The following is a 17,697-nucleotide window of genomic DNA, read 5'->3' as shown; positions in this document are numbered from 1 at the left end:
ATATGTTAATAATAAACCGTGGAGTAAATTTAGATTTAGAGCAAGTGGAGGAATGGATAAAGGATACTATTCTGGATGGTGTAGCTATTAAAACTGCTATGCACGATTTTAGACGCGATATTTATCTTCTTGTTTATTACAACGCTCACTTGGGATATAACTCTGATAGGGTTTTTATTTATAGTGAAATCGGACGAAACCCTAATATTAGTAAAAAATTAATTTGTGACCTAATAAATGCAGCCATTGTTGAATCAGTTCTAAATCTTAGGCAAGGGTCAATGGAAATTGAGCCGCTTTTAGCTTTAAAACATAATGCTGCGATTGAAGACTGGAATTGTATTTTTGATCACGCATCAGAATATAAATTCATTGAAAAATGTGTAACAAACGCTAACCGCATACGCCTCAGAAAGGGCAAGAAAAAACTAAACACTACTATCTACCCAAGCAAGCGATTAATAATGCAAGCAGTGCGGAATTTTTATAACCAGCCAAGCAAGAATCCCAACTGCATCAACTCAGAAGACCCTTTAAAGAAACCAGCAATTAAATCAAAATTTGCGTACTGGAATGTAGATTTCACGAAATACCAAAAAAAGGACAGAACACAAAATACGATATTTAGAATGTAATTACCCATACCTTTGCCAAATAACCACGGAAAACGCAAACAAATCACATTACGGAATACGGTATTAAACTAACAGCACGTTAAAAGCATATATTTAATACTAATTTTATATTTATTCAATCAAAGTGCATGTGCATTTAGTGAAAATAGCATTTACCTTACTTACCCAACATACTACGCACTTTGTTTTTGAAAGATCTAAATTTAATTAATTAAACATAAGAGTGTTAAGATGAAAACAACCAGATCAATCAAAACACGTCTACTAATAGATAAGATTGCTTTTACTGTACGCCTAGATCGTTACAATAAGGATATAGTATTGAAGCGCTTTACTGTAGATAAAATTTATAAACAGTATAATGGCAGAGTATTTTCTGATAGCAACCAGAGATATAATAACAACTATCAAATTACAGTTTTAAATGAACATAAAGTAGATGTCTCTATATATCCGATAACTTCATCTCATAATTTTTTCGCATTGAAACCAACCCAACAAAACTTAAGAAAGAAGGACGTATAAAATTAAGACGTTTTCTTATTAAAGCGCTTGGATTAGATATTGTAAAAACAATTTATTTTCATGCTAACATAACAAGGCTGGATTTAACTCTTGATATTTTTGGCATTGAAGACAACTTATATCTTCATATTGACAGAGCCGTTACATCAAAAATATTTCGCAATAAAAAAGGTAAACTTGAATCTCAAATATTAGGAAGTAAGCGTAGTAACTGTCAAGTGACAATGTACGATAAGAATGCGCTACGTGTTAAAAAAGGCTTAAAACCAGTAGGCAGTTCTTATCAGCGCATTGAATACTGCTTAAGAGGTCTTCGTTGCTCTATGTATGGCTTAAATTCAGACCTGCTTAAGCACTTAATTAAGATAAAATTTTATCGCAATGACTTTCTGACTGATACACGTTTCTCAAAAGCATTTCGTTCGGATACTATTTCAAATGGTTTAAACTTCGCTTTTAATCAATGCAACAGAAATTTGAGACTCCGTTACCGTAGATATATTGACGAGTATCGTGTTTATCCTATTAATGTAGATGGCCTGGATTTTGATCTTGCACGAGACAGAGTATTTAAGCACCTTAAGCATAATGAATACGAGAAACTATTCCATAAGCGCCCTGCTCTCCAAAAGATTATAACCGCTCTGGAAAAAGAAATTAATATATTAAAAACTAACAAGAAATACGCCAGCAAACGCCTCAAATAAAACGCATCTACAAAATATAATTTACAAGATTTCAGATCAGAAAACCTTAAAATAAAAAATTATTCAATAGCTTAGTAACTACACTTTGAAAAATAAAGCACGAAATAGTGACACTTAAACTATAATAAAATTTATAATGCAATTCTAAATTGGTATTGCACTGGTGGGATCATTGGAAAATAGTTATTATTCACCTAATAAATACGCGCTTGATCTTAATTTAGCTATTTCAGTTTTCCAGAGTAACGAATATTTATCTATCGCCAAACATGCGCCATGTAATCAAACTACGTCTTAGACAGCTAATAACCTACTTGATTGTTGTCTATCCGGTTTGTTTTTGTTCAAGTACCAATGCCGAATTCTTTTCTAGCACTAACCTTTACCAATGGCTAGAAAATGACATGAACGGTATTGAATCTTATGAAGGCGGCATGAGTAAAGGCTACTTGATGGGAGTCATGGATATGCTGGCAACTACTTTGCCTCCGACAATCTGCGTTCCTAAAAATACTGGCATCAGCGCTTACGAATTAAAGTCTGTGGTCTACACGTATATGGCGACACATCCTGACATGATCAAGGAAAAACCTGACAAAGTTGTTTATCAGGCGCTGTCTGAGCACTGGTCCTGCAAATGATCTCTAACTAGTCAACTAAATGCATCAAAAACGCCCCAAGCTGTAGATCATCAAGAAAGTTATTACGGTGATCCAAAACATTTTTGATAAGCAATCCGCCAATCATTAACCAATAGCTGTTGCGCATTTTTCAACGATAAACGTCCTTGGCACACTTCTTTGTTTAAACGATTTTCCAGTCGGTCCTTAAGGTGAGCGTTCCAAGGTGTTCCTCCATACGCTTGTGGCCATAGATTACTGACGTCATCAGCTCCACCTAGTTCACGACTAATCAAATGATCAATTTCACAGGTTTTGTTATGCGCATCTGCAATGCAATGTGGATCGTCATAACCGCTATAGCCATAATTAGCAAACACTTGCTTCTTCATATTAGGCGTGACATGACGCTCATCCGCTCCCCACTTAATGCTACAGATTTTGGTTTTTGTCAGTCCAGGACGAGCAACTCCAGGTGTTTTTGATAAATCAGGAATATCGTCCGTAACTGCAATGCTGATTGAGCTTACTGTCAGTAATACTAATAAGGGTATGGATAATCTATTCATCGTCAGATTAAAAACTCTTCTTTACTACGACCAGCAGCTTGATAAGCTTTTATCCATTTAGGGGCTAATCCTCTACCTGTCCATTGGTTGTTTGGATTTTCAGAATCACGGTATTTGATTACGACAGTGGACGAGCGTTTATCGGCTGACTTGCTGCTATCGCTAATTTGTACAGTTACACCGATTGACGCAGCAAGCTCTTTAATCTGAGCAAGCACTTCTTTGCGTTTACTCTGTTGTCTCTCAATGAGTTCCGCTTGTGCTTTGGCAATGATGGCTTGTATTTCTTCCGGTGATTTTGTTTCCAAGTTCATGATGAGTATTCTCAGTAATAAAATGGTAATAGCTAAAGGACTAATCTAGCAGAGTTACTGTAATTTGCTAACGGACAAAAATGATCTTCTATGGGTAAAAACGCTATGATGGGATTTATTTTAGGTACTGCTGAGCGTCAAGCATGAGAGCAATTGGTAATTTTTTCTGGTTCGTATTAGGCGGCGCTTTTATGGGCTTAGCGTGGTGGTTCGCAGGTGTGGTTGCGTTCTTAACTGTCGTTGGTATTCCTTGGGCAAAAGCGTGTTTTGTCATCGGACAGTTTTCATTCTTTCCGTTTGGCAAGGAAGCCATCAGTCGTCGTGAACTCAAGCAACATGATGACATTGGTACTGGCGCATTAGGATTTATTGGTAATCTGATTTGGTTCGTGTTTGCGGGATTGTGGTTGGCCATCGGTCACATTATTTCCGCCGTCATCAATTTCTCTACGATTATCGGTATTCCGTTTGGGATACAACATCTCAAATTGGCGGCGATTGCATTAGCACCGATTGGTCAAACCATCGTGACAACTGAAGAAGCTGATGCGATACGACGCGCAAACGCTGATGCTTGGGTAGATCAGTCACGACATCGCTAAGTGTGTTACTGCTGTCGCTTAAAATGATTTACAAGCGCTCAAATATTATGCAGCCTTGTCATAATGCAACAGTTCGCGATTGTTGTGTGGCTGATACCATTCCTTAAAGTCTAACGGCAATTCCATTACTGGTCCGGTGATGCAATAGCCTAATACGCCATCTGTCGTGATATAGGGTCTACCGCTACTGCCGTTTAAGCATTGCAATTGTTGGTAAAGACTGGTGGAGGTGTTCATGTTCATCCCTAATGAATTAACTGCGACCTATCGTAGACAAACGAACTTAAACTGAGCTTAATGTCACTCAGGCAAGTAACGGACGCTAGGTTGTGTTGGATTAGATGGTTCCGTTGAATTTACTAACAAAACTGACCTGAAAATTCAGCTGAGTAATACCACTCGCAAAACATTTATTTTGCCGAATATACGAGTCGTACATGCCATGACCACCTTGACTTTGCATATTACGATAACCGTCATAGCCTTTGGGGGATAAAAATGCGTGATTAATTTGCTGGGACAATGTAATGTAATTCTGAGTGGCTAAGTTTGACATGGTAGGCTCCAAGAAGTGAAAACAGAGGAAGTGTACGTCACGACTACCAATCTGTCTGTGAAATAATAAACACTGTTCAATACGAGTTTGTGATTTGCCATCCAAAGCGAACAATCGCATCCTCTGATGGCAGTCGCGTGAATCGCTCTCAATCGCTAGCTGTGCTTTAGCGCTGCTGCTGTTGCTGATATATCCGCTGAGGAATCGCTGTAGAGTCGCCTAGTGCGTCATGCGCTGATTTTGCGTAGACGCGCAGCTCTGTTTTTCTAATCGTGTCGGATACGCGTTTCTCGTAAGCTCTGAGCGCATCTAGCGTGTCGCTCGTGGCTAGCACAGTCGCAAGTTGCGCGTTGACATTGACAACGTCAAGCGTCATCAGCGCATATCCCTGATTCGCAGACACTGACAAACTGCTGTTGCGTCCATCGCTCACATTTTGCCTGTCTAAAAATTAACCAAAACGGCGTCCAATATTTTCCATAGAAATTACTCAGTTTTTTATGCTGACTGAGCAGCATCAGCATTCCAAAACTGTCAGACCGGTATTGATGCAACGTGACGGCAATCGCTTTTGGAATTTGGTTGAGATATTCGTCAACATCGGTTAGGCATTCCCAAATGGGAAAATACGGTGCGGTGAAGGGATCATCGTAATACTCGTCAATCTGTTCCTGATCGTTAATTAATTGCCAGTTGATTCCATAAGGATGATTCCAACTGGTCAGTATCAGCGTGATGGGTGTGTTGATTAGCGACGACAGGTCAATGTGCAACGTGTGACGTTCCGAATACCAAGTAATGTGATCGCTTATGCTCATGACAGTGACTTACAGTTAGACTAAGTGGACTACTGCCAATGACATCGCAGCAGTCCGTTTTTTTGATGGAATAGACGTGACGAGTTATTACGCTTGAGTTGCTGATTCGGCTGTCGCTTTATCGCTGCTGTCGCTGTCTGCTTTGACTAAAAAATCATCCTTATTTGCTCCAGCGGCAACTTTATCCTTGAGCCATTTTGGACTGGCCCCTTTGCCGTTGTACGTCTGCGAAGGATCATCGGGATTACGACAGAGCTTTTCTGCTTTTGCATCGCGTTGTTTGGGTTCACGTATCCAGACTTTGATTCTGGCTTCTTTGGCAATCTCATTAATTTTCTGGACAGCGGTTGCACGAATTTCACCTTGTTTCTGCTCCAACAGAAGCTGGGTAGAAGCAAACAGCTCTTGTAGTTCAGTGATAGATTTGTCTTCGAGGTTAAGTTTGGAAGCGTTTGCATTGGTTTTTGTGGTCATAAATAATCTCCAAGTTTCAATATTCTTCGGGTAGTAAGACGGTCGTAGTGGAGCGGTCCGCTTCCGTGATGATCCAGAACTTGATGGACTGCTCTGGACAATCAGCATATTGGTAGTGATACGCAGACAAGATACGGTAGCCTTGTTTCAGCGATAAGCGATTTTCCGCTTTGTCGTCTTCGCTAAGATCGCCATCATCACCAGTGACGTGACGTTGAATAAACGGCGTAATATCTAAGCCTTGATCCATCAGCGCTTGAATGCCTTGCGTGACGTACAAACTGCCTAGACCAAATAGAAAGGGTTGAGTAGTTTCGGGTTCGGTTTCTTGATTAACTTGATTCATGGTAAATCCCAATTGTCGTGATTCACGACAGCACACAGAAAATGACTACTGCTCAGTCGCCAAACGTAAACAGGGGTCATCGTGTCAAAAGCGTCTAGTGCGAGATTTGTGCTAGACGCTACTCGTACTCCGCGTTTTCCGCTTCGTACAAGTCCACATCGTCAAGCGTTTCTGACGCCGCATCGTTGGCACCGATTGCCGCTAAACAATGCGCATACACTCGTAACGTTTTGCCCATGTCCTTCAGCTTAAGATTGTTATCCTGAGTATCGCTATCCATCAAGTTCAGATAGATTTCATTGCACTCCATCAAGCACAGTACTACCGCCTCAGATGAGTGGACTGCTGCGCTATCATCGTCATCTGCTCTCGCAGCCATAGTTTGTTCTCCTGATCTATTAAAAATACCTCGCATTCCTGAACGACAGGCACGACAACGCTGACTGCATAATCGTCAACGACGAGCAGTAGCAACGAAGTAATTAAGCGTTTGGGGAGTCAGCGAGAGATAAGACAATCGCGTAAAAAGAGTGCGACTGCGCAATAATACTAACAAATACAGGTAGTTATGTCAATCTTGGCTAGCTGAGCGCAATTGGAGTCGTTGATATTGCAAGTATGTTAAGTCAAGTCGCAACTTATCAAGTGTTAGCTAGTAAAACAATGAAATTGTCACTTTCTAGCGCCATATCTAAGCAATTTCCTGCAAAATGCAACGCTCTATCAGAGGAAATTCGGCCAATCCCGGACTTCTGTTTATGATTTGGAGTGATAGCAATTGAATGAATAACCGCCTTCCAAGTTAGTCATACATCCGTACATATATCCTTCGCTGAAAATCTTGGAAACGGAGCGATAGCGAAGTGAAGATTTTTAGTCCCCGATAGCCGTAGCGCCGGGCGGGTTTTCGCAGCGAAGCGGAGAAAACCTGCAAGGCATCGCGACACGGCGTCAAGTCATGCGAGAGCCGATGTTTCAACCCCCTGTTGGGTCGAAACGAGGTGACGCGGACGAATTGGGGCCGCCGAAGGCATAAACTGCCAGCAAATTTTTCGCGCTGAAATCGGATGGGACCCATTTCAGCTTTACCGAAAAATGCTGGCGCTCTTTGAATAAAAACCTGTCCGATTTCTGTATCACTATTATGTTACTTAAAGGCGCGACAACAGCTTTGCGATCAGCGTAACACAAGTCTATGCTTGATTGCTAATAAAGGTTTTGAACCATTTTAATCATAGTCTTAAGCAGAAAATTAATTATAAAGTCGTGAATAATAAAAAATCGTTACTTAAAAAAGATGTGTTATCAATTGTAGTTGTTGTGGTTTTATCAATATTTGTTATTGCGCAATACGTAATAAACTTTGGTACGGAGCTGTCAGCTAATAATGCAGATTGGGGTACTTTTGGTGATTATATAGGAGGAACACTGAATCCAGTAATTGCTGGCTTTGCATTTTATTGGATAATTCAATCATATAGATTGCAAAAAGACGAACTTTCAGACACCAGAAAGATACTTCAGTACCAGAATTCAGTTTTGAATAAACAGAATTTTGAGTCTACTTTTTTCCAATTGGCTTCTTTATTAAATGAAATAATAAAAAACTTAAGTTTAGAAGGTATGCCTGAAGAAGAAAGTGACGACAAAAGCCCTCTAATATTTTCTGGCGTGGTTACAAATAGAAAGTGTATTCAAAAGTTACATGATATTTTAAAAAATGTTTTTTTACATGGCTATGCGAGAGGCGATTACAATACAAGTAACACTGAGTCGGTAAATCAAAGTCCCCTTATTGCATTATTTGATGCTCATAACAGCAAAATTGGCGAACATAGACTATCGCCAAGAATAGTTATAATCAACACAATCTATGATGATTTTTACAATGAGTATGGGCATATAATTGGTCATTATTTTAGAACAGTTTACAATATCATAAAATTTGTAGATATAGCCAACATTGAGGAAAATGAAAAAAAAATATATACAAACTTAATTCGTGCTCAGTTGTCAAAATTTGAACTTGCATTATTATTCTACAATTCGCTGAATCCAAAGTTTGGTTTAGTTAAGTTTTTGCCGTTGATGAAAAAATACGATTTATTAACGCACCTAGAAAACGAAGTATTGGTCTATCCTGATGACAGAGATATCTGGAATGAAATTACTTATAAAATCAGTACAAAATAGATTTTATAGCGGTCAAGGTCTCAATGGTACTGTTTTCTGATGATTCTAAATGTTTGCGTGTTCTATAATCTACATGGAAAGACAAGTAATTCTTTTTTTCAAAATTCATAATTTACTTATTTTATGACCCTATATTTACCAGTTAAGATGAGATTTAAGCTAATAAATCATCTTTCATTAGATGTTGTTAAAAATAGCAAATACTTGATTTATGCCCACCAATGCTCTGAAGGTGTCTTTGTGGGCATGGCGGCAGATCCAGTTAAGCGATGGCAAGAACATTTATCAGACGCCAATACTGAATTCAGTCATAATTATAACGACAGCTTTAGAAGGGCTATACGTAAATGCGGCAATAATTTCATCCATTACATAATTGGTGTAGCAAATACCGAGAATCTTGCCAAGGATAAAGAGGCCATAGCTATTGAATATTATGCTGCATAATCTAAATGTTAAAACTGAAGTTTCAAAAACTCATCGTGATTTTGATTTTAGCCCATTTGAAAAGCAAATCGGTATAAATATCGATTTAGAGAAAAGGAAATCCGAAGGTGCGACTGTGAGTCGCGATGACTCTCAACGGCAAACTGTTATTGGGGAAATTTATATTGGGGAAGGAAGAAAGAGAGTTCGCACAATTGCAGGCCAACCTTTTCCTGCTGGAATGAATATTGAGTACTCAAGGTCTGAAAGAGATAGATTTGAGGTTGGAAATAAAGTTCGGGTAAATGTAGCATTCGCTGAAAATCTTGGAAACGGAGCGATAGCGAAGTGAAGATTTTTAGTCCCCGATAGCCGTAGCGCCGGGCGGGTATTCGCAGCGAAGCGGAGAAAACCTGCAAGGCATCGCGACACGGCGTCAAGTCATGCGAGAGCCGATGTTTCGACCCCCTGTTGGGTCGAGACGAGGTGACGCGGACGAATCGGGGCCGCCGAAGGCATAAACTGCCAGCAAATTTTTCGCGCTGAAATCGGATGGGACCCATTTCAGCTTTACCGAAAAATGCTGGCGCTCTTGGTCAGAAAAATCAGGTAAGAAATACTTAGTAGCTGCAAAAACATCAAAGCTTGTTTTAGTGAATTGAAATTCATTTTAGTTGTGTGGTCCAACTAAATCATACGGTAAACGCAAGATCAAATAGATAATACCAAGATGGTTTTTGGTACGCTCGTGTGAGCGATAGCTGATACAAGCGGAGGCTCCGAAGAGTTAGCCTAATCGGAGGAGGAGTGTTGACATCGTAATTACGATTTCGGAAGTTAATCGCATGTTTTGAATGACAGCTTATTTGTCTTTTCGAATTAATCTTCATCGTCTGTTCAGGGTCGTCAATTGTCAACTTAAACTAGTCTTTACTTACAGAAATTCTAATTTAAATGCGACACCAACTGATCGTATTTTTATTGGAGTTTACAATGTCGCGCACCCACTACCTAAAGGTTGTCATCGGTCTCAAAAATCCAGCTTACGGATTCAAAATGAACACCGATGGCAAAATTGTCAAAACCAAAATGTCTCGCGCGGAAGCGCAAGCACTGATCAACAAAGCATCACGCGCTTCAGTCGCATTATTTTCTAGCATCGTGCAACTGATTGCGCGTCATGGTCATATCGCTCTAGGATTTTCCAAACCGCAAGCCTGCTTGCGCAAACGTTTACCGCATATCTCTAACAGCTACATTTGCCGCTTACTGCAAGCGACCGATACCTATCTGACTGTGGATCGTAAGTTAATTTATTTGGATTCGGTATCGGAAAATACCTTTCGTCCAATGCAACATCTTAATCAAAAAGATTGCGTCGCCATCTGGCAATGGGTATTGGAGAATCGCTACCAACCCAATCAGCGCATTACCATTCGCATGATCAGCGAAGCGATGGACGCGCTAAATATTCTCAGTCATACCCATTGTGTTAGTGAGCATCAAGACAGTATTACGGTCAGACTGGATCGTGATCTGTTACCAAAATTCGCTCGTCACATTGACCGCATTGAAAATGCCTTTCGTTCTAGTCATATCAACTCGCGAGAGGAATGGCAACATTTGGCAAAATTGGTGTATCAGCAGCTGTTGCGGAATTGTCCGGTAGAGTGACAGAGCAGAACGACACGTTTTTGAAGCGAATAAAAAAGCCGCTAATCAGCGGCTTCTATAAATGATGCTTTGAGCGCTTTAAGCTCTGAGGCACCGTGCTGTGCACACAGCGGTCTTAAGGCTAGTACATAGCCAGGAATTATGGAAATTTTGAAATGCGGTAAATGTGAAAGAAAGTTAGCAGAAGCGGATTATCGGGAGATCTCTATCAAGTGTCCGCGCTGTAAAACCTTAAACGTCATTAGGGCCTCGAGCCCCATTCCAGAACACCGCGAGTGTCATTGTCAAAGAGGCACTCGTGGAGAAATATCAAAGGGAATCAATCAATCTTTATAACGTCGATGCATTGAGTCTGTTGTCTGATCTGGCAACCGACTCTGTCGATCTGATCGCAACAGATCCGCCGTATTACAAAGTAAAAGACAACGCCTGGGATAACCAATGGCGCAATCCAACCGAGTTTTTTGCCTGGCTGGATACCGTGCTGGTCGAGTACCACAGGGTGTTGAAGCCGGCCGGTTCTATGTATTTATTCGCCGGACCACATTTGGCTACACAAGTTGAATTGGCTGTAGCAAAGCATTTCCGTATTCTGAACCATATCGTCTGGCGTAAGCCCAGCGGTCGGCACAATGGCTGCCATAAGGAGTCATTGCGTCGTTATTTTCCGCAAACAGAGCACATCATCTTCGCCGAAAGCCGCAAGCGCTTGCCGTTTGCTTTCGAGCCTATCAGGTTACACCTTGATCAGACTAGGCAGACGTCTGGCGTATCACGTAAACAAATCGATCAGGCGTGCGGGTGTCAGATGTCTGGCCATTGGTTTGATCGATCGCAATGGAGCATGCCGAGCCGCGCACATTACGACACGATGAATGCGATGTTCGGCACCAGGCTTAAGCCCTACGATGAACTGTTTTCCGAGTACAAAGCCATCAAACTACAGCAGCGGCATTTCGCAGTAACTAAGGACGTGCCGTTTACAAACGTGTGGGACTTCAAGCCGGTTCAGTGGTATCCGGGTAAGCATCCGTGCGAGAAACCCTTGGATTTGATGCGGCATATCGTTTCGGCAAGCTCCAGTCCAGGCGATGTGGTGCTTGATACTTTTGTCGGTTCAGGGTCTACGGTGTTGGCGTGCCTGGAATTGGGACGCCGCTTTGTAGGTTGTGAGATGGGTCATGCTGAGTTTGCCAGTGCAGTTACCCGGTTGTCGGCTTGATGTTATTTCATGGTGAGATTTTTGAAGTTTTTTTCCGATATCGGCACAACCACGTCGTGCCGTTCCAGGTATTTATTTGATGGTAATCCAACGAGTTTGAACGAAACCAGGATGGATTAGGTTTTGCTATTTTTATCTAGCGTAACAATCGACAAGTCGGTGAAGGTGAGGTGGTTTGATGACTCGACAAAATAATCGCCGTCCCAATTACATTCAATAGAAAAGTCTGTGTTACTGCGTTTCGCTGATGATGCAGCGTATCCCTGTTTTACTTTTGAACGCTGAACTGTTGCACTGCAATGGTTTGTATCGCTCTCGCCAAAATTGATTGATACAGCCGGTTTGTCTCTAAGGGTAAATTTGAAGTCTGTTACGCCGATAACTTTCATTGAATTATCAGCTGCGTAAGCATAAGGAGCGGAAATTACAGCCGCGAGAAGAAAAATAGATCTACTAAAGATATGCATTAAAAATCCTTAAACAAATCAAAGCGGACATGACAAAAAATCACTCCTCCTCGCCTGCGCGGTTTTTGCACAGATTTTTCGTTATGAATTTAGGTTGTGCCTAAATTTATCGTCAAACATTCAACAGATCAACGATTGGGAAAGGTGCTGATAATTCTAGATATGCCAATTAATGGCGTTTACTGCAATCAGTAAACGCCACTTTACCGCCAATGTTTCGAAAAATAAATAGACATTTCTTTATTTTTCAATAGGTTACTTGGTGGAGGCGGCGGGAATTGAACCCGCGTCCGCAAGCACTCCGCCACAAGCTCTACATGCTTATCCCGCGCTTTTGATTTAACTGTTGACTACCCGTCGGGCCAAGAGGATCAACAGCGATTTCGATTGGATTTAGCGATTCAGGCTCCGAACTAAGCCCTGGCGCGATCTTATGTAATATGATCCCTGAGCGCCCCCTTTATACCCCGAGGGGCACGAAAGGAACTCCAGACGCATAAGTACATCTGGTCAGAGAAGTGGTGCAGGTTTTAAGCTGCTAAGGCCACTGAGTAGTTTTCGTCATTTGCGAATACTTTTTTTCAGTAGGTTTTACGAGCTGTACTGTGCTCGGCATGCACCTGAGGTTTTGCTACCCACGTCGAAGCCATGTCGCCCCCAAGAGTCCTTATTTTAGCAAATCGCTAAAATAATTGTCAGCAATACTCAATATGGGGTGGCAGTCAATTATTCCTGGATGCGCCGAGTCGCGACCAAAGCCAAGCAATCCAACACTCGGCAGAACCTGCGACCAAAACACTGAAGCGTTTGTCTGCGGCATTTTATCGTTTGAATAAGCCTGCGCTATCCGCTATAAATCAGCAGCAACCATAACGCCCAAGCCCTCGACCTAGCATCAACAGGAGCCCCTGCGTGCAATATAAAGATTACTACCAGATTCTCGGCGTCAATCGTGACGCAGTGCTAGCCGACATCAAAAAAGCCTACCGCAAGCTGGCGCGCAAATATCATCCGGACATTTCCAAGGAATCGGATGCAGAGACCCGCATGAAGGAACTTAACGAAGCCTATGCCGTGCTATCCGACACCGAAAAACGCGCGGCTTACGACCAGTTGGGACGCGGCTATCAACCGGGTCAAGAGTTTCATCCACCACCGAACTGGGATGCGGGTTTTGAGTTTTCCAGCACCGACACCGCCGACTTCGGCGACTTTTTCAGCCAATTATTCGGCAAGATGGGCGCGGGCCGAGCGCGCGGCGGGCCATTTGAAAGCCAAGCCGGGTTTCATGCTCAAGGCGAGGATCATCACGCCAAAGTCTTGCTGGATATTGCTGACGCCTTTAACGGCGCAGCCAGACAAATCAGCTTGCGAGTGCCGCGTATGGATGCCGGCGGCCATGTGGTTTTGGATACCCGCACCTTGAACGTAAAAATCCCCAAGGGCGTCTACGAAGGCCAGATTATTCGCTTGGCCGGGCAGGGCGCGCCGGGCATGGGCAACGGCAAACCCGGCGACTTGTTGCTAGAAGTACATTTCAATCCACACCCGCGTTTGCGGGTAGACGGCAGCAATTTGCACATGAGCCTGCCGTTAACCCCTTGGGAAGCGGCGCTGGGCGCGATGGTTCCAGTCCATCTATTCGATACCGGCTTAAAAGTGCGCATCCCGGAAGGCACGCAAAGCGGCCAGCAATTGCGACTGCGCAGCAAGGGCATTCCCAGTGCCACGCCCGGCGATTTGCTGCTGGATATTCAGGTGATATTGCCACCAGCCAGCGCGCCAAAAGCCCGAGAACTGTACGAAACCATGGCGCGCGAGCTGGCTTTCGATCCGCGCGCTCAGCACAGGAGTTAAAGCATGCCATCAGCCGAGAACCTGATAGACGCCGTTCTGGAAGACAGCGGCCTGACTTTACAGCAACTGGCGGCAATCTGCGCGGTTGAGCCGGAATGGGTTGCCAAACATATTGAAGAAGGTTTGCTTAACCCGCTACCGCAGCAGCAGAGCGAATGGCGTTTTTCCAGCGCGCATTTGGTACGCGTCCGCCGCATCGTCAGCTTGGAACGCAATTTCGAAGCGGTGCCGGAGCTGGCCGCACTGGTCGCCGATATGCAGGAAGAGATCGACGAATTGCGCCGCCGCTTGTATCGGGCAGGCCTGGAGTAGCCTATGCACAGCATCACATGGCATCGTCATAGTTGGCTGAATCGACTGCAAACTGCGCTGCTGATGTTGGCACTGTTGGCCATCTGCACATTGGCCGGCAGCCTGTTGTTTGGAGAGGAAGGCATTTGGATCGCCTTGACAACCGGCGTGTTTGCGCTGATCTTCGAACCTGCAGCAGCCTGGCGCCTGACGCTAAGTCTTTACCGTGCCCGGCCCATTTATCCCCAAGAGGCGCCGGCGCTGTGGCAGATCTTGCAAGTGTTGGCGGAGCGGGCCGAATTGCCGAATACGCCGACACCGTATTACATTCCCAGCCCTCTAATCAATGCTTTTGCGGTCGGTAGTCGCAAGCAATCGGCTATCGCTTTGACCGACGGCTTATTCAAACAACTTAATTCGCGGGAACTATCCAGCGTGCTGGCGCACGAAATGGCGCATATCGCCAATAACGATTTGCGGGTGATGGGCTTGGCCGACGCGATTAGCCGGATTACCGCATTGTTTGCCGCGACGGGACAGTTGTTTTTAGTGCTGTCGCTGCCGTTACTGTTGTTTAGCGAGATTGACTTTCAAATCAATTGGCCGGGTTTATTCCTGCTGTTGTTTTCGCCGCATTTGGCCTTGCTAATGCAATTGGGCTTATCGCGCATCCGCGAATACGATGCCGACCTGAATGCGGCGGCGCTGACCGGCGACCCCTTGGGATTGGCGGCGGCCTTGGCGCATATCGAACAAGTCAGTGGCGGCTGGAAGTCTATATTGCTGCCGGGCTGGGGAAATCCGGAACCTTCCTGGCTGCGCACCCATCCACCAACCGTTGAACGGGTTCGCCGCTTACAGGCCTTGAACCCCAGCCGGCAGCAACTTATTTGGCAAGAGCCCTTCGCCGCGCCGGGCTATGGTCATCGGCTGACTATCCGACCGGCACGTTGGCGCGTCGGCGGTTTGTGGCGGTAATCAATTTATTCCAAACTCGCCTACCCTATTCGAGAACACAAAATGAGCGAATCCCTGCACCTAGTCTGCCCACATTGCCAGGCCGTCAACCGCCTACCAGCGGCCCGTCTATCGCAAAACCCCACATGCGGGCAATGCCACCAAACATTATTCTCCGGCCATCCCTTGGCGCTGAATTCGAAAAGTTTTGAAACACATCTGGCGCGCAACGATATTCCGCTGTTGGTGGATTTTTGGGCAGACTGGTGCGGCCCCTGCAAGATGATGGCACCGGCCTTTGCCCAGGCCGCGCACGTTTTGGAACCCCGCATACGCTTGGGCAAGATCGATACGGAAGCCGAGCAAGCCCTCAGCGGCCGTTACAACATTCGCAGCATTCCGACCCTGATGCTGTTCAAGGGCGGTCGCGAACTGGCCAGACAAGCCGGCGCATTGAGCGCGCAAGACATCGTGCGCTGGGTAAACAGCCAACTATAAGCGCGGCTCGGTTTGGCCGATGGCTATCGGCAGATCGCCGGCGACATGCCGCTGCCACATGGTTTTATACAAGGCCTCCAAATGCCGGGTATACACCTTGATATCGAACAGCGGTGTGCTCAAACGGTTAGCTGCCAGCTTTTGTCTGACTTCGCCTAGCCGCTCCGGGTTGCTCGCCAGTTCCAGGGCCAAATCGTAATAACCTTCCAAATCGGCGGCTATCAACTCCGGCAAACCTATGGCATGCAGCAAACTGCCAGCCACCCGCGACGCAAAGGTATCGCCGACGCAGGTGACTATCGGCACACCGACCCACAACGCATCGCTGGCCGTGGTATGGGCGTTGTAAGGCTGGGTGTCCAGCACCAAATCGGCCAAGGCCAAGCGGCCCAAGTGTTCGATCTGCGGTCGATCATCGGCGAATATCAGTCTATCCGGCGCAATGCCGCGTTGATAGGCTTCGTTTCTAAGCCGGCCCTTGGCTTTGGAGTTTTTTAACAGCCACAGCACGCTACCCGGCACGCTATACAACAACCGGCACCAAATATCGAACACGTCCGGGGTGATTTTGTAGGCCTGATTGAAGCAGCAAAACACAAAGCTGTGTTCGTCCAATCCATGCTGAGCGCGCTTGGTGGGCTTACCAATCTCAGCATCCCGGCCGTGCGGTTGATAGCTATCGGGCAGGTAGGCAAACGCTTCGCTGAAATCGACTGCGCTGGCCGCCGGCGTCAGGTAAGGATCGGTGATGATGTAGTCGCAGAAATCGCCACCCAAGGTGCCCGGATAACCCAGATAATTAACCTGGATCGGCGCCGGCCGGTAGCTGAGTATTTCGGTGCGGGTGCCGCGGGTATAGCCTTTTAAATCGATCAGAATATCGATGTTATCGCGGTGGATGGCTTGTGCCGCCTCCGATAAGGACAGAGATTGTAGATCGACAAAGCTATCGAAAAACTCGCACAGCCGTTGGCGCATGCCCAAGCCGTCGTCCGGTCCGTACGAATAGGCATACACTTCAAACAGCTCCCTGTCATGCGCTTCGAACAATTCGGCCAACAGAAAAGCCGTGGCATGCTCATGAAAATCGCAGGATAAATAGCCCAAACGAATTTTGGGCCGGCTGCTGGTATCGTAGCTAAACGCCAGATCAGCTCGCTCAACAGCACTGGCATCAATGCGGTCTTTTAACCACAGATCGGCGCACAAGCGCTGTTCGGCGGCCGAAACGCCCTGTAGCGACAACAAATGAAACGGCGAGACTTTATTGCTTTCCTGAGCCAATAGACTAACGCGCATCTTCTCGCGCCATTCCTCAACACGCTCCCACTCACAAAGGCTACGACTGCGATCATAAAACTTCATCCGCCCGACTCCGCCGCCATCCTGCCCGTTGCCCGCTAAGATAAGCGGGTCCTTTGGCTCATACTACTCCTTATCCGGCGTCGGACCGGATTTATCGCGGCACCGAGAACAGCGCTACCGCATTTGCAACAACGGTTTGAGCGGAATCGCGAATTTTTGCCGCGCGCTGTCGCCGACCACGCCGGTATAGCTGCGCTGCAAATATAAATCCACGCCGCAGACTCTGGCGATCATCGAGCAACGGCCGCTGATCGCGAACTGCTCACCTTGTAGGCTATAGATTAGGGGCACGCAATCGGCACGCAGAATAGGACCGGCGACGATCAAATCGATGCGCTGATCGAACATTTCGTATTCCAGGCTGTCCGGCAACAAATCCAGCTCCGCCAGCAACACCCGGTCGTTGTCGCCCATCGTGCCGTAAATACTGCAACGACACTGGCGCAAATCGGTCAACAACAGTTCGGCCAGTTTTTGCGCATTTAGCCGGCCGGGCTGTTGCTCCAGCAGTTTTTCCAGTCCATGTATCTGTCTCATAAGCTTTGCCGATAGCGTCGATGGGGGTTTGCCATTAAAATAGC

27 protein-coding genes and 1 other RNA gene are annotated in these 17,697 nt (G+C 45.2%); 15 read left to right on the top strand and 13 right to left on the bottom strand.

Going from position 1 to position 17,697, the window contains the following annotated elements:
- Positions 1-2 precede the first annotated feature (2 nt).
- The 4 genes from EBA_RS02805 (at position 3) to EBA_RS24520 (ending at position 2,508) form a co-directional block, all read left to right on the top strand.
- Positions 3-635: a hypothetical protein gene (locus tag EBA_RS02805; RefSeq protein ID WP_192373058.1), complete on the top strand. Its 633-nt coding sequence runs from the start codon at positions 3-5 to the stop codon at positions 633-635.
- A 231-nt stretch (positions 636-866) separates the two neighbouring features.
- Positions 867-1,160 (top strand): hypothetical protein, encoded by a 294-nt coding sequence (locus EBA_RS02800; protein ID WP_192373056.1) that lies wholly within the window; start codon positions 867-869, stop codon positions 1,158-1,160.
- A 224-nt stretch (positions 1,161-1,384) separates the two neighbouring features.
- Positions 1,385-1,867 carry a hypothetical protein gene (locus tag EBA_RS02795; RefSeq protein ID WP_192373054.1) on the top strand — a complete coding sequence of 161 codons (483 nt, stop codon included), beginning with the start codon at positions 1,385-1,387 and terminating at the stop codon, positions 1,865-1,867.
- A 269-nt stretch (positions 1,868-2,136) separates the two neighbouring features.
- Positions 2,137-2,508 (top strand): Rap1a/Tai family immunity protein, encoded by a 372-nt coding sequence (locus tag EBA_RS24520; protein WP_225615868.1) that lies wholly within the window; start codon positions 2,137-2,139, stop codon positions 2,506-2,508.
- A 62-nt stretch (positions 2,509-2,570) separates the two neighbouring features.
- On the opposite strand, the gene EBA_RS02785 is transcribed toward EBA_RS24520, so the two are convergent.
- Both EBA_RS02785 and EBA_RS02780 read right to left on the bottom strand, forming a co-directional pair.
- Positions 2,571-3,056 (bottom strand): HNH endonuclease signature motif containing protein, encoded by a 486-nt coding sequence (locus EBA_RS02785; RefSeq protein WP_192373050.1) that lies wholly within the window; start codon positions 3,054-3,056, stop codon positions 2,571-2,573.
- A gap of 2 nt (positions 3,057-3,058) precedes the next feature.
- Positions 3,059-3,370 (bottom strand): H-NS histone family protein, encoded by a 312-nt coding sequence (locus tag EBA_RS02780; protein ID WP_192373030.1) that lies wholly within the window; start codon positions 3,368-3,370, stop codon positions 3,059-3,061.
- Between the two features lie 143 nt (positions 3,371-3,513).
- Between EBA_RS02780 and EBA_RS02775 the strand changes: the two genes are divergently transcribed.
- Positions 3,514-3,972 carry a YccF domain-containing protein gene (locus EBA_RS02775; RefSeq protein ID WP_192373028.1) on the top strand — a complete coding sequence of 153 codons (459 nt, stop codon included), beginning with the start codon at positions 3,514-3,516 and terminating at the stop codon, positions 3,970-3,972.
- 45 nt (positions 3,973-4,017) lie between these two features.
- Here the strand turns inward: EBA_RS02775 and EBA_RS02770 are convergent, their stop codons facing one another.
- The 7 genes from EBA_RS02770 to EBA_RS02740 all read right to left on the bottom strand — a co-directional run bounded on the left by EBA_RS02770 (position 4,018) and on the right by EBA_RS02740 (position 6,545).
- A complete protein-coding gene (locus EBA_RS02770) occupies positions 4,018-4,209 on the bottom strand; it encodes a hypothetical protein (protein ID WP_192373026.1) in 192 nt (63 codons plus the stop codon).
- A gap of 100 nt (positions 4,210-4,309) precedes the next feature.
- Positions 4,310-4,528 carry a hypothetical protein gene (locus EBA_RS02765; RefSeq protein ID WP_192373024.1) on the bottom strand — a complete coding sequence of 73 codons (219 nt, stop codon included), beginning with the start codon at positions 4,526-4,528 and terminating at the stop codon, positions 4,310-4,312.
- A gap of 166 nt (positions 4,529-4,694) precedes the next feature.
- Positions 4,695-4,904, bottom strand: a complete 210-nt coding sequence (locus EBA_RS02760) for a hypothetical protein (protein ID WP_192373022.1) — start codon at positions 4,902-4,904, stop codon at positions 4,695-4,697.
- The gene (locus EBA_RS02755; protein WP_192373020.1) at positions 4,894-5,346 is read right to left on the bottom strand and encodes a hypothetical protein; all 453 of its coding nucleotides are present in this window, start codon (positions 5,344-5,346) and stop codon (positions 4,894-4,896) included. Before EBA_RS02755 ends, EBA_RS02760 begins: the two co-directional genes overlap by 11 nt.
- An 87-nt stretch (positions 5,347-5,433) precedes the next feature.
- Positions 5,434-5,820: an H-NS family nucleoid-associated regulatory protein gene (locus EBA_RS02750; protein WP_192373018.1), complete on the bottom strand. Its 387-nt coding sequence runs from the start codon at positions 5,818-5,820 to the stop codon at positions 5,434-5,436.
- 16 nt (positions 5,821-5,836) lie between these two features.
- On the bottom strand, positions 5,837-6,166 hold the full coding sequence (locus tag EBA_RS02745) for a hypothetical protein (protein WP_192373016.1): 330 nt from the start codon (positions 6,164-6,166) through the stop codon (positions 5,837-5,839).
- A 118-nt stretch (positions 6,167-6,284) separates the two neighbouring features.
- Positions 6,285-6,545: a hypothetical protein gene (locus tag EBA_RS02740; RefSeq protein WP_192373014.1), complete on the bottom strand. Its 261-nt coding sequence runs from the start codon at positions 6,543-6,545 to the stop codon at positions 6,285-6,287.
- Between the two features lie 887 nt (positions 6,546-7,432).
- Here EBA_RS02740 and EBA_RS24695 point away from each other — a divergent pair.
- The 6 genes from EBA_RS24695 (at position 7,433) to EBA_RS02710 (ending at position 11,681) form a co-directional block, all read left to right on the top strand.
- Positions 7,433-8,359, top strand: coding sequence for a putative phage abortive infection protein (locus EBA_RS24695; protein ID WP_192373012.1), 927 nt, complete (start codon positions 7,433-7,435; stop codon positions 8,357-8,359).
- A gap of 123 nt (positions 8,360-8,482) precedes the next feature.
- A complete protein-coding gene (locus tag EBA_RS02730; RefSeq protein WP_192373010.1) occupies positions 8,483-8,806 on the top strand; it encodes a GIY-YIG nuclease family protein in 324 nt (107 codons plus the stop codon).
- Positions 8,787-9,137, top strand: coding sequence for a hypothetical protein (locus tag EBA_RS02725; RefSeq protein WP_192373008.1), 351 nt, complete (start codon positions 8,787-8,789; stop codon positions 9,135-9,137). The genes EBA_RS02730 and EBA_RS02725 overlap by 20 nt, the downstream gene beginning before the upstream one ends.
- Before the next feature lie 641 nt (positions 9,138-9,778).
- Positions 9,779-10,459: a hypothetical protein gene (locus tag EBA_RS02720; protein ID WP_192373006.1), complete on the top strand. Its 681-nt coding sequence runs from the start codon at positions 9,779-9,781 to the stop codon at positions 10,457-10,459.
- 141 nt (positions 10,460-10,600) lie between these two features.
- On the top strand, positions 10,601-10,795 hold the full coding sequence (locus EBA_RS24845) for a Com family DNA-binding transcriptional regulator (RefSeq protein ID WP_192373004.1): 195 nt from the start codon (positions 10,601-10,603) through the stop codon (positions 10,793-10,795).
- Positions 10,758-11,681 (top strand): DNA-methyltransferase, encoded by a 924-nt coding sequence (locus tag EBA_RS02710; protein WP_192373002.1) that lies wholly within the window; start codon positions 10,758-10,760, stop codon positions 11,679-11,681. The genes EBA_RS24845 and EBA_RS02710 overlap by 38 nt, the downstream gene beginning before the upstream one ends.
- A 116-nt stretch (positions 11,682-11,797) precedes the next feature.
- On the opposite strand, the gene EBA_RS02705 is transcribed toward EBA_RS02710, so the two are convergent.
- Together EBA_RS02705 and ssrA are read right to left on the bottom strand one after the other, a co-directional pair.
- Positions 11,798-12,148 carry a hypothetical protein gene (locus EBA_RS02705; RefSeq protein WP_192373000.1) on the bottom strand — a complete coding sequence of 117 codons (351 nt, stop codon included), beginning with the start codon at positions 12,146-12,148 and terminating at the stop codon, positions 11,798-11,800.
- Positions 12,149-12,408: 260 nt separating this feature from the next.
- Positions 12,409-12,807, bottom strand: a transfer-messenger RNA (tmRNA) gene (gene ssrA / locus EBA_RS02700).
- Between the two features lie 253 nt (positions 12,808-13,060).
- Between ssrA and EBA_RS02695 the strand changes: the two genes are divergently transcribed.
- From EBA_RS02695 to trxC, 4 genes are read left to right on the top strand one after another with little or no spacing between them, the layout of a single operon-like run.
- Entirely contained in the window at positions 13,061-14,005 is a 945-nt protein-coding gene (locus EBA_RS02695) for a DnaJ C-terminal domain-containing protein (protein WP_192372998.1), read from the top strand.
- 3 nt (positions 14,006-14,008) lie between these two features.
- Positions 14,009-14,317, top strand: a complete 309-nt coding sequence (locus EBA_RS02690; protein ID WP_192372996.1) for a chaperone modulator CbpM — start codon at positions 14,009-14,011, stop codon at positions 14,315-14,317.
- Between the two features lie 3 nt (positions 14,318-14,320).
- A complete protein-coding gene (locus EBA_RS02685) occupies positions 14,321-15,274 on the top strand; it encodes a zinc metalloprotease HtpX (protein ID WP_192372994.1) in 954 nt (317 codons plus the stop codon).
- A 42-nt stretch (positions 15,275-15,316) separates the two neighbouring features.
- The gene (trxC, locus tag EBA_RS02680; RefSeq protein WP_192372992.1) at positions 15,317-15,751 is read left to right on the top strand and encodes a thioredoxin TrxC; all 435 of its coding nucleotides are present in this window, start codon (positions 15,317-15,319) and stop codon (positions 15,749-15,751) included.
- On the opposite strand, the gene EBA_RS02675 is transcribed toward trxC, so the two are convergent.
- A complete protein-coding gene (locus tag EBA_RS02675; RefSeq protein WP_192372990.1) occupies positions 15,746-17,116 on the bottom strand; it encodes an O-linked N-acetylglucosamine transferase, SPINDLY family protein in 1,371 nt (456 codons plus the stop codon). The genes trxC and EBA_RS02675 overlap by 6 nt on opposite strands.
- 114 nt (positions 17,117-17,230) lie before the next feature.
- Entirely contained in the window at positions 17,231-17,653 is a 423-nt protein-coding gene (locus EBA_RS02670; RefSeq protein ID WP_192372989.1) for a hypothetical protein, read from the bottom strand.
- Positions 17,654-17,697 lie beyond the last annotated feature (44 nt).

This window comes from Methylomonas albis, assembly GCF_014850955.1.
Lineage (GTDB): Bacteria > Pseudomonadota > Gammaproteobacteria > Methylococcales > Methylomonadaceae > Methylomonas > Methylomonas albis.
Note: the sequence above shows the minus strand (reverse complement) of the source record. Positions and strands in the feature narration are given on the sequence as shown.

Excerpts from the sequence above, each read along its gene's own strand:
- EBA_RS02720 (WP_192373006.1), top strand. The coding sequence starts at position 9,779 with ATGTCGCGCACCCACTACCTAAAGGTTGTCATCGGTCTCAAAAATCCA.
- EBA_RS02800 (WP_192373056.1), top strand. The coding sequence starts at position 867 with ATGAAAACAACCAGATCAATCAAAACACGTCTACTAATAGATAAGATT.
- EBA_RS24520 (WP_225615868.1), top strand. The coding sequence starts at position 2,137 with ATGCGCCATGTAATCAAACTACGTCTTAGACAGCTAATAACCTACTTG.
- EBA_RS24845 (WP_192373004.1), top strand. The coding sequence starts at position 10,601 with ATGGAAATTTTGAAATGCGGTAAATGTGAAAGAAAGTTAGCAGAAGCG.
- EBA_RS02730 (WP_192373010.1), top strand. The coding sequence starts at position 8,483 with ATGACCCTATATTTACCAGTTAAGATGAGATTTAAGCTAATAAATCAT.
- EBA_RS02685 (WP_192372994.1), top strand. The coding sequence starts at position 14,321 with ATGCACAGCATCACATGGCATCGTCATAGTTGGCTGAATCGACTGCAA.
- trxC (WP_192372992.1), top strand. The coding sequence starts at position 15,317 with ATGAGCGAATCCCTGCACCTAGTCTGCCCACATTGCCAGGCCGTCAAC.
- EBA_RS02775 (WP_192373028.1), top strand. The coding sequence starts at position 3,514 with ATGAGAGCAATTGGTAATTTTTTCTGGTTCGTATTAGGCGGCGCTTTT.
- EBA_RS02770 (WP_192373026.1), bottom strand. The coding sequence starts at position 4,209 with ATGAACACCTCCACCAGTCTTTACCAACAATTGCAATGCTTAAACGGC.
- EBA_RS02690 (WP_192372996.1), top strand. The coding sequence starts at position 14,009 with ATGCCATCAGCCGAGAACCTGATAGACGCCGTTCTGGAAGACAGCGGC.
- EBA_RS02755 (WP_192373020.1), bottom strand. The coding sequence starts at position 5,346 with ATGAGCATAAGCGATCACATTACTTGGTATTCGGAACGTCACACGTTG.
- EBA_RS02760 (WP_192373022.1), bottom strand. The coding sequence starts at position 4,904 with ATGACGCTTGACGTTGTCAATGTCAACGCGCAACTTGCGACTGTGCTA.
- EBA_RS02780 (WP_192373030.1), bottom strand. The coding sequence starts at position 3,370 with ATGAACTTGGAAACAAAATCACCGGAAGAAATACAAGCCATCATTGCC.
- EBA_RS02795 (WP_192373054.1), top strand. The coding sequence starts at position 1,385 with ATGTACGATAAGAATGCGCTACGTGTTAAAAAAGGCTTAAAACCAGTA.
- EBA_RS02670 (WP_192372989.1), bottom strand. The coding sequence starts at position 17,653 with ATGAGACAGATACATGGACTGGAAAAACTGCTGGAGCAACAGCCCGGC.
- EBA_RS02805 (WP_192373058.1), top strand. The coding sequence starts at position 3 with ATGTTAATAATAAACCGTGGAGTAAATTTAGATTTAGAGCAAGTGGAG.
- EBA_RS02765 (WP_192373024.1), bottom strand. The coding sequence starts at position 4,528 with ATGTCAAACTTAGCCACTCAGAATTACATTACATTGTCCCAGCAAATT.
- EBA_RS02745 (WP_192373016.1), bottom strand. The coding sequence starts at position 6,166 with ATGAATCAAGTTAATCAAGAAACCGAACCCGAAACTACTCAACCCTTT.
- EBA_RS02785 (WP_192373050.1), bottom strand. The coding sequence starts at position 3,056 with ATGAATAGATTATCCATACCCTTATTAGTATTACTGACAGTAAGCTCA.
- EBA_RS02740 (WP_192373014.1), bottom strand. The coding sequence starts at position 6,545 with ATGGCTGCGAGAGCAGATGACGATGATAGCGCAGCAGTCCACTCATCT.
- EBA_RS02750 (WP_192373018.1), bottom strand. The coding sequence starts at position 5,820 with ATGACCACAAAAACCAATGCAAACGCTTCCAAACTTAACCTCGAAGAC.
- EBA_RS02675 (WP_192372990.1), bottom strand. The coding sequence starts at position 17,116 with ATGAAGTTTTATGATCGCAGTCGTAGCCTTTGTGAGTGGGAGCGTGTT.
- EBA_RS02705 (WP_192373000.1), bottom strand. The coding sequence starts at position 12,148 with ATGCATATCTTTAGTAGATCTATTTTTCTTCTCGCGGCTGTAATTTCC.